Origin of the sequence: Streptomyces sp. NPDC057543 (genome assembly GCF_042801895.1) — a bacterium.
In the GTDB taxonomy this organism is placed as follows: Bacteria; Actinomycetota; Actinomycetes; order Streptomycetales; family Streptomycetaceae; genus Streptomyces.
In genome coordinates this window covers 1-9,223 of record NZ_JBHVFF010000318.1, presented here as the reverse complement: position 1 = coordinate 9,223, position 9,223 = coordinate 1, and the positions used below count along the sequence as shown (strand labels likewise).

The 9,223-nt window shown below is 70.2% G+C and carries 8 protein-coding genes and 1 pseudogene; 2 read left to right on the top strand and 7 right to left on the bottom strand.

The annotated features are described in order from the left end of the window. On the top strand, positions 1-1,021 hold a 1,021-nt coding region (locus ACFU8Q_RS35240; RefSeq protein WP_384462325.1), incomplete at its 5' end, for a helix-turn-helix domain-containing protein. Here the strand turns inward: ACFU8Q_RS35240 and ACFU8Q_RS35235 are convergent. The 6 genes and pseudogenes from ACFU8Q_RS35235 to ACFU8Q_RS35210 form a co-directional block, all read right to left on the bottom strand. Then, positions 969-1,580, bottom strand: a complete 612-nt coding sequence (locus ACFU8Q_RS35235) for an MqnA/MqnD/SBP family protein (protein ID WP_384462322.1) — start codon at positions 1,578-1,580, stop codon at positions 969-971. The genes ACFU8Q_RS35240 and ACFU8Q_RS35235 overlap by 53 nt on opposite strands. 76 nt (positions 1,581-1,656) lie before the next feature. Then, positions 1,657-2,436: a D-Ala-D-Ala carboxypeptidase family metallohydrolase gene (locus tag ACFU8Q_RS35230; RefSeq protein ID WP_384462319.1), complete on the bottom strand. Its 780-nt coding sequence runs from the start codon at positions 2,434-2,436 to the stop codon at positions 1,657-1,659. A 32-nt stretch (positions 2,437-2,468) separates the two neighbouring features. Further along, positions 2,469-2,660: a peptidoglycan-binding protein gene (locus tag ACFU8Q_RS35225; protein WP_384462317.1), complete on the bottom strand. Its 192-nt coding sequence runs from the start codon at positions 2,658-2,660 to the stop codon at positions 2,469-2,471. A 1,339-nt stretch (positions 2,661-3,999) separates the two neighbouring features. After that, positions 4,000-5,328: an enolase C-terminal domain-like protein gene (locus ACFU8Q_RS35220; RefSeq protein WP_384462314.1), complete on the bottom strand. Its 1,329-nt coding sequence runs from the start codon at positions 5,326-5,328 to the stop codon at positions 4,000-4,002. A gap of 118 nt (positions 5,329-5,446) precedes the next feature. Continuing rightward, positions 5,447-6,784: a gluconate:H+ symporter gene (locus tag ACFU8Q_RS35215; protein ID WP_384462311.1), complete on the bottom strand. Its 1,338-nt coding sequence runs from the start codon at positions 6,782-6,784 to the stop codon at positions 5,447-5,449. A gap of 45 nt (positions 6,785-6,829) precedes the next feature. Further along, a pseudogene (locus ACFU8Q_RS35210) lies at positions 6,830-7,773 on the bottom strand (dihydrodipicolinate synthase family protein). A 163-nt stretch (positions 7,774-7,936) separates the two neighbouring features. Between ACFU8Q_RS35210 and ACFU8Q_RS35205 the strand changes: the two are divergent. Then, the gene (locus ACFU8Q_RS35205; protein ID WP_384462309.1) at positions 7,937-8,725 is read left to right on the top strand and encodes an IclR family transcriptional regulator; all 789 of its coding nucleotides are present in this window, start codon (positions 7,937-7,939) and stop codon (positions 8,723-8,725) included. Between the two features lie 308 nt (positions 8,726-9,033). Here ACFU8Q_RS35205 and ACFU8Q_RS35200 read toward each other — a convergent pair whose 3' ends face one another. Next, complete coding sequence (locus tag ACFU8Q_RS35200; RefSeq protein WP_384462306.1) at positions 9,034-9,174, bottom strand: hypothetical protein; 141 nt, start codon at positions 9,172-9,174, stop codon at positions 9,034-9,036. Positions 9,175-9,223 lie beyond the last annotated feature (49 nt).

Genomic DNA, 9,223 nt, shown 5'->3' with positions numbered 1-9,223 from the left:
TCCGTACCCAGGCATCACGCACTCGGACGAGCTGCGAGAATCCGCCTTACGGACAGCGCGCAGCGACCGGAGGGCGGCTTTGATGCTGGAGGATCTCGGGCTCACCCCCGTCCAGGAGAACGTCTACCGGGTGCTGATCACACGGCTGGCCGCCACCCCCTACGAAGTGGCGGAGGCCGCAGCCGTACCGGGTACGCAGATCGTCGCCGTACTGGACTCGCTGGCCGCCCGCGGCCTGGTCGGCCGGCAGGGTGACGGCAACTACGCCGCCGCGTCACCAGCAGTCGCGCTCGGCGCGGAGCTGGCCGCGCACCGCGAACGCCTTCAGCGCGCCGAGCTCGCCGTGGCCGAGCTGGTCGAGACCTACCGCACCGGCAGCATGGGCCGGGCACAGCGCGATCTGATGGAGCTGGTCGAGGGCCGGGTCGCCGTGCGGCAGCGGTATGTCCAGCTCCAACTCGCCGCCCGGCGCAGGATCGACACCTTCGTCACCGGAGATGTCCAGGTGGTCGGCCCGGACAACACCGAGGAGCCGACCGTGCTCGCGCGCGGCCTCCGGGTGCGCGCCGTCATCGACCAGAGCTTCCTGAGCAAACCGGGCGCGGCCGACAACGTCGACGAGTCGCTCGGCCGGGGCATGCGGGTACGGACGATCGAAGAGATACCGCTCAAACTCATCGTCTGCGACGGCGAGGTGGCGATGCTGCCGTTGCACGGCCGCGGCAGCGAAGTCGACCCCAGCCTCGTCCTGCGCGGCGGCCTGGCGAATGTGGCCCAGGCACTCTTCGATGCGGTGTGGGAACGGGCACGCCCCTACGGCGAGCCGCACCACGGGATCGACGCCGTGGACACCCGCATCCTGCGGCTGCTACTCGCCGGCCTCACCGACAACGCCGTGGCCGGGCAACTGGACATGTCGGCGCGCACCGTGCAGCGGCGCATCCAGTCGCTGATGGCCCAGGCCGGGGTCACCACCCGTATCCAGCTGGGGTGGTACGCCCGCCACCACGGCTGGGCGTGACGGGTGCGCGGTGACCAGTCGGGCCGGCGAACTCCGCGAGTCCGGCCACCTGGCGCGGCCCGAACGAGTAGTCCACGGCGCCGAAATAGCGTTCCAGTGTCGTCGCGTCGCCCCAGCGGGCGGTGCGCGCGGCGAGCTCGGAGTTTTCGGCCCCGGCGAGGTCGCGGGCGGCGAGGAGACTGCGGTGCGCGGGCGCCACGGCGTCCGGTCGGCACCCGGCGAACTCGCCGCGTACCGCCCAGACCGCGAAGACGAACGGCAGGCCGGTCCACTCGCGCCACGGCCCGGCGAGGTCGTAGACCCGCGGCCCGGCCGGTGTCCGGTCCCGGTACACCGCGGCGTCCGCCCCGCGGAGCACGGACGCCGGGTCGGACGAGCCGGGGACGTACCGCGCGAGGACCCTGTACCTCTGCTCCAGCAGCAGCCGCGCCAGCCGACGGGACGTCGGGCCGCCCGGGGCGAACGCAACGGTGTCGCCGTGCAGTTCGTCCAAACCCACGCTGCTGATCAGCACGGACGACATCATCGGACCGTCGCTTCCGGCCGCGATACCGGGCAACGCGAGGATCGGGGGTCGCGGGGGCCCGTCCGTGCCATGGCGGCGCGGACGGGCCAGGTGTGCCGGAGCGGGCGGATCACGCCACGCCGCTCTCCCACCACCACGAGCCGGAGCCGTAAGAGGGGTACTGGACGCGGCTGTCGACGTGCTGCCACGAGTGTGTGTACGCCTCGAGGCCGGAGAAGCCGCAGGTCTCGGCGATCCTGTAGGTCTGCAGGGTGCTGTGACCGGAGACGACGATGTCCGCGGCGACGCCGTAGAGGTGCATGCTGTTGGACGCGCCGCCCGACGCGGCGTTGTGCGCGATGCTGCGGAAGCCGGAGTTGATCGTGATCGAGCTGTTGCCGGCCTTCTTGCGCACGGCTTCCAGCTTGTACATCAGCCGGCGTATGTTCTCCTTGACCGTCGCGGATCCGACCTTTCCGTTGTTGAAGCCGGAGCCGTCCTTGGAGTAGAACTCGCTGAAGTTGAAGTGGGCGGTCGATCCGTCGCCGGCCTCAAGGCTGTTCAGCACACTCTGGGTCTGCGGGCCGACGACGCCGTCCGCGCCCAGGCCGTAGGCGGACTGGAAGCGTTGGACGGCGGCGGCCGTGGCCGGGCCGAAGGCGCCGTCCCAGCCGACGTAGGTCTGCTGGGCGCTGGACGCGGCCCAGCCGCCGACGCGGATCTGCAGCTCCACCACGTCGGGGCCGGAGGCACCCTGCTGAAGGGTACGGGTCCAGCCGTAGGCCGAGGCTCTGCCCGCCGTTCCGAGGCTGACCGTCGCTGCCAGGCCGAGCGTCGCGGTGAGCCCTGCGGCTCCCCGGAGCAGGCCGCGGCGGTCGATACCGTGACCGGAGTGTCGTGCCGGATTCATGGAAGTCTCCTCATCTGGTGACGTGCCGAAGGTCAAGCGACAAGTGCTTGCCGGGTGTTGGAACCGACGATGCCGTCCACGGTGAGGCTGCGCGCGGACTGGAACGAACGCACCGCCGAGTCGGTCGCGGGCCCGAACGAGCCCTCCACCGTCAGCGCGGAGCCCTGTGCGTTGAGCAGGTACTGGACGGTCTTGACCCGCTCACCGTCGGCCCCCTGGTGCACGGTGGGCCAACCGGCGGCCGGCGGTGGGTCGCGTAGGCGAAGGCGGCGTCCTGGTTTTTGACGGACGTCCAGTCGACGCTGCCCTGGTAACCGCTGGCATCGAGGCCGGCCGGACCCGTGCTGACGGCGGCCGAAACCGCGGCCGACAGTGATCCTGATCCTGTGCTCAGACGCGGGAGCCCTGATCCGGCGTGGTCCTGGTCCGGGTGCGTCATGCGCACCGGGGTCCCGCGGTCGTCGGCGGCCGTGGCTGTGGCCGCGGTGCCGGGCGCGAGCAGCAGGGTCAGGACGGCAGCCAGCAGTCCGGCCGCACAGGTGAGCGTTCGGCGGGGAGCCGGTACCGGTGTTACCGGGTCTGAACCGCGAGAGGGTGGCTGCAGGCATGGTGCTCCCAGGGGGTGTGGAGGGACACTGCGACGCGCTTGGGGGTGGCAGTGGTGCGGCCATCGACGGCTGGTAGTGGGGCGTCGGAGCTGTGTGCGGTTGGCAAGCGCTGGTCGCGGTGGGGAGGTCAGCAGGTGACGGACGCGCCATCAAATCCACGGCGTGCGGGTCGAGTTGACGCGCGTAAACGTAAGGGATGAATTGACATGCTCGCAACACATTGTTGGCTGCGAGAAGTTGAATCCAAGCGGGGCCCGGCCGGATCGGACCTGCGGGCGGAGCGCGTGCGCGGCCTCAGGCAGCCGGCGGCAGCTCACCGGCTGGGGTGCAGCGTGCGTTCTCGTACCCGCCCGAGTAGCGCAGCCCCCGCCGGCCCCGGCGCCCCAGCGGTCGAGCAGGGTTGAGCCGCACTACCGGACCTGCGCAGCCGGCCCGCGGCCGAGGCGCCTGCGGCCTGTCCTGAACGCGGGACGGCACCGCCCCCGCTGTCAGGCGACCCGACCTGAACAACGGAGGTGACGCGGGCTCTCTACGGCGACGCCTGACCTTGTCGTGCGAATGCTGCGCTGCGTGCACACGAGAGGGGCCGAATCCCCACGTTCGGGAATCCGGCCCCCGTCCATCAGCCTCGGAGGCGTCGGGGCACTCGGCCTTCGGGAGTCAGGGAGATCCGGTCACGACCAGAGCCCCGTCTTTCGCCCTGCGCGTCTCAGGCGTGAAAGAACCCGGTGATGCCGTGGGCCAGCAGGCCGACTTCTTCGTGGGCTGCGAAGTGGGCGGCGAGGTGTCCGTCGGCCCTCGCGGTTCTCCGGCCGGACTCGTCGGCACACCGCGCCGCCGTTCCTGGGGCCCGTCCGGCGGATCGAGCCGGGATCGCGGGGCAGGGCACGCCCCGCTCACCAGGGCCGCCAAGCAACCGTTGCCCGGAGCCGGCCCGATCCGCCGGACGGAGTATCTAGCGCACCAGGCAGGGACTCTTGGCGTCGAACTCCCAGCCGGGCACCAGGTACTTCATGCCGGCAGCGTCGTCCCGCGCCCCCAGCGCCTCCTTCCGATAGAGCTCGTGGGCCGCGAGGAGGCGGTCCATGTCGAGTTCGATGCCCAGGCCGGGGGCGTCGGGGACGGCGATCTCGCCGTCGACGATCCGTGGCGGGGTGACGGTGAGCCGCTCCAGGCCCTCCTGCCAGATCCAGTGCGTATCCAGGGCGTTGTACTCGCCCGGGGCCGCGGCACCACAGTGCGTGATCATGGCGAGCGAGATGTCGAAGTGGTTGTTGGAGTGACAGCCCCAGGTCAGGCCCATCGCATTGCACAACTGGGCCACGCGCACCGAGCCCTGCATGGTCCAGAAGTGCGGGTCGGCAAGCGGGATGGAGACCGATTGCAGGGCCAGCGCGTGGGCCAGCTGTCGCCAGTCGGTGGCGATCATGTTGGTCGCCGTCGGGAGGCCCGTGGCGCGGCGGAACTCGGCGAGGACCTCGCGTCCGGAGTAGCCACCCTCCGCCCCGCAGGGATCCTCGGCGTAGGCGAGCGTGCCCACCAGCGGCGAACACAGCTCGACCGCCTCGCGCAGCGACCACGCGCCGTTCGGGTCCAGGGTGATCCGCGCCTCGGGGAAGCGGTCCTTGAGCGCGCGTACGGCCTCGACCTCCTCAGCGCCCGGCAGGACTCCGCCCTTGAGCTTGAAGTCCCGGAAGCCGTACAGGCCGTACGTCGCCTCGGCCTGGCGGACGATCGCCTCGGGTGTGAGGGCCTCCTCGTGCCGGATGCGGTACCAATCGACGTCCGAGTCTCGCTCCCGGACGTACTCCAGGTCCGTGCGATCGGGGTCGCCGACATAGAAGAGGTAGCCCAGCACCCGTACGGAGTCACGTTGCTGACCGTCGCCCAGCAGCGCCGCGATCGGCACGCCGAGGTGCTGGCCGAGCAGGTCGAGCAGCGCCGACTCGACGGCGGTGACGGCGTGCACGGTGGTCCGCAGGTCGAAGGTCTGGGCACCTCGTCCGCCCGAGTCCCGGTCGGCGAACCGGCTTCCGATCTCACGCAGGACGCGCTTGTAGTCGCCCACCTTCGCGCCGACGACCAGAGATTCGGAGTCGCGCAGCGTTTGGGTAATCTTCTCGCCGCCGGGCACCTCCCCCAGTCCCGTACGGCCGTCGGAGTCCGTGAGAACGACGATGTTGCGGGTGAAGAAGGGGCCGTGGGCGCCGGAGAGGTTCAGCTCCATGCAGTCGCGGCCGGCGACGGGATACACGGCGAAGTGGGCGATGGTCGGCTGGCTCATGCTGGTCAGATTCCTTGCGTACGAGCTCGGGTGCGAGGGTTGCGAGGGTGAGGCGGGGTGGGGGGTGGTGATCGAATATTTCAGTCGTTCTTCACGTTTCTCAGAGGCTCCGGGTGTCTCAGAGACTGAGCGCGTCGAGGACCCATTCGCCCGCCAGGACGCCGCCCAGCCCGAGGACCGCGAGCACCGTCGTATATGTGGTGCGGACCTTGATCGCGTCGACGACAGAGAGGTTGAAGTACTCCTTGAACAGCCAGAATCCCGGGTCGTTGACGTGGGAGAAGGCGATCGACCCGCACGAGACGGCGAGCACCATCATCTCGGGGTGGATCCCGCTGCCCGCCAGGAGCGGCAGGACCACGCCGGAGGCCGTGACGACGGCAACCGTCGCCGAGCCGAGCGCGACGCGGAGGATGACGGCGATCAGCCACGCCAGGATGATCGGCGAGATGGACCAGCCTTCCGTGACGTCCTTGATGTAGTCGGAGATCCCGCCCTGGACGAGTACGTTCTTGAAGGCTCCGCCCGCGCCGATGACCAGGAGGATCATCGCCATCGCCTGAGCCGCCGAGCCGCAGGAGGCACTGACGTCCGCCATGCTGCGGCCGATCCTCGGTCCGAACGCCCAGGCCGCCAGAGCTAGGGTCAGCAGGAGCGCGATCGGTGCCGAGCCCATGAAGGCGACGACGTGCAGGACCGAGTTCTCGCCCGACGTGACCATGTCGATCACGGCGGCGCCGGCGATCAGCACCACCGGGAAGAGAGCCACGAACAGCGACCAGCCCATGCCGGGCATCTCCTCCTCGGTGAACTCGCGCTCACTGACCAGGCCGTTGGGGACGGAGGGGTTCATCGCCCTGACGAACGGCAGGCGCGGCCACACGAGCGCGATGAGCGCACCGGCCGGTACGGCGATGAAGAGGCCGTAGAAGAGGGTGTGGCCGACGGAGGCGTGGAAGGTCGCGGCCACTGCGGTCGGGCCGGGGTGTGGTGGCAGGAAGCTGTGCATCGTGGAAAGGGCGATCGACATCGGGAGGCCCACCCACAGCAGGTTCACCCTTGTGACCCTGACCAGCGTGAAGGCGATGGGCACGATGATGATGAAGGCGACCTCGTAGAACATGGTCACGCCGATGAGCATGGACGTGACCACCATGGCCACCTGGACCCAGCGCGGCCCGAACGCATCGAGCAGCCGGCCCGCGATCCGCTGGGCGGCTCCGGAGTCGCCCATGATCCGGCCGACCATGGCGCCGAGCCCGATGGTGAGCATGGTGTCGCCGATCTGCCCCCCGATGCCCTCGGAGAGGACGTCCGGGATGCCGGCCGCCGGAATCCCCTGGACCAGCGCGACGCCGACCGCCACGATCAGGAGCGCGGCGAAGCCGTTGAGTTTCAGGCGGGTCATCAGGAACAACAGGACCAGAACGCTGATCCCGACTACGAGGAGCGGCATGTCAGTTCCCCTTTGAACTGTTGGCTACTGAATGGTCTGGCGGTCTTATGCGGTAGGGCGGCGGTCGGCGCCGACCAGGTTCAGCCCGGTGTCGAGAATCCGCTCCAGGTCGGCGAGGTCGGCCGGGCCGGGGCCGGTGAGCGAGGCGCGTACGGGGCCGACCGGCAATCCGCGCAGCCGGGCCGCGGCCTTGACCAGGGACACGGCGTAACCCCGGCGCGGTCGCGCAGCAGCTTGTTCACCGCCGCGTCGTCGCCTTCGCGCAGGGCGGTGCCGGCGATCTCGGGCGCGAACGCGTGGACGGCTGACGAGTAGGCCGGGACGCCGACGGTGGCGACGCGCGGGCCTGGATCTCGGCGGTGGCGGCGCCGTTGAGGAAGAGGAAGCCGATGGGTGAGGCACTGGAGCCGATCGAGGTCGCTGTGCCCGTCCTTCCGGCCGATGACCGTGGGGATCTCGGCGATCCGGCGCACGCTTTCGCCGGTGAAGGCGACCTGACCGCGCTGGTACGCGATCAGCGGCAGCCGGGTCCCGGCCGCGATCCGGCGCATCTGCTCGACCAGGCCGTCCTGCGGGGCCTCGACGAGGTAGTACGGCATCACCAGCGGGGCGTCGGCACCGGCCTCCTGCGCGACGCGGGCGAAGCGCAGCACCTGCGCCCAGCCGTAGCCGATCCCCGCCACGCCGGACCCCATGACCGATGGGCGCCCTGGTCGACGTCCTCGAAGTCCTCGTACACGCCGTCGAGGCGCGCGAGGAGCTGCAGGCGGCACGGGCAGCCGACCGTCCGTCACCTCGACCGCGGTCTCGACGACCGCACGGTACTCGTCCTCGTCCAGCGCGCTGAACTCCCGGGTTCCACAGGCCGGGAACACCGTCCCGGGTGCGGTGGCCACCTGCGTGGCCAAATACATCCGGTACGAGTCCAGGTCGAGGCTGCCGTCGTCCCGGAAGCTCGTGAGAGGGAAGGACAGCACCCCGTCCCCCATGCCCTGGCGCAGCCGGTGAACGACGCCTTCGGTTGCCGCAGCACTGAACCGCCCCAACAGATCTCATCCTCATATGCAGATGGCGAACACGTATGAGAGCGGAGCTAAGCGGTTGAACGTGAAACGGTCAAGGGGTGCGGCAGCACGGATCTACGATGTGGCCATGCGTGAGAACAGCCGGGTCCGTGGAGTGAAGTCGGCGGCCCGTACCGTCGCGCTGCTCGAACTGCTCGCCACCCGGGGCGACCGGCCGGCCCGTCTGGACGAACTCGCCGAGGAACTGGACGTGCCGCGCAGCAGCATGTACCAACTGCTGCAGACCCTCGTCGGCTGCGGCTGGGTGCGCTCCGACACGACCGGTTCCCTCTACGGCATAGGGATCCGCGCCCTGCACACGGGCACGAGCTACCTGGACAGCGACCCGCACGTGCGCGCCGTCCGCCCCTACCTCGACGAGGCTTCGGACGCGCTCGGCGAGACGATCCATCTGGCCCGGCTCGACGGCACGAACGTCGTCTACCTCGCCACGCGCGAGTCCCACGAGTACCTGCGCACCATCAGCCGGGTCGGCAGGCGAATCCCGGCCCACGCCGGGGCGCTCGGCAAGGCGCTGCTCGCCGAGCGTCCCGACGACCGACTGCCGCTGCCCGGCGGCCCGTTGGCGGCCCTGACGGAGAACACGCACACCGAACGCACCACGCTGCTCGCCGACCTCGCGGCAGTGCGCGAGCGCGGCTACTCCATCGACCACGAGGAGACGGTGACCGGCATCGCCGGCTTCGGCTTCGCCCTGCGGTACGACTCACCGGCCACCGACGCCATCAGCTGCTCGGTGCCGGTGGCGCGGCTCAGCGAGGAGCACAGAACCCGGATCGTCGCGGTCATGCAGGAGACGCGGACGAAGATCGAGAGTCTCCCGCCGACTGCCTCCGGCGCTCCCGACTGGCGCTGACCCCCACTGCCGCGACACAGCCTCACCGCGGCCGGTCGAGTCCTGACAGCGCGGCCAGGGGCCCGGCGGAAGGTGTTCCAGCCGCGGCCGTCGCGTATCGGCGCACCGGACCGTTCCAGGTTGGCCAGGTGGTAGACGACCGAGGATGTGCCGCGGAGGATGCCGACCCCGGCGCCGGCAACGGTGCTTCATCGGGTAGTACGGCTCATCCTCCGCGATGCGGTCGATGGCGATCAGGGTGCCATCGAGGATGATGAACCCTTCCGGCAGCGGTTCGCGCAGAGCCTCGTGCAGGCGTCAGCAGGAGTTCAGCCCACGCCTTCGGACGTGGATGGGCCAGGCGTGATCACGTCCTCGTCGAGGTCGGACCAGCGCAGATTGTCCGCGCCGAATTGCTGGCCGTGGTGGCGCAGGTTGAGCGCCAGGGCGTGGCGGATGGCGCCGGTCACGCCCGAAGGGCCCGCGGTGGTGCGTGTTCAGGTTCTCGCCGTCCTACGT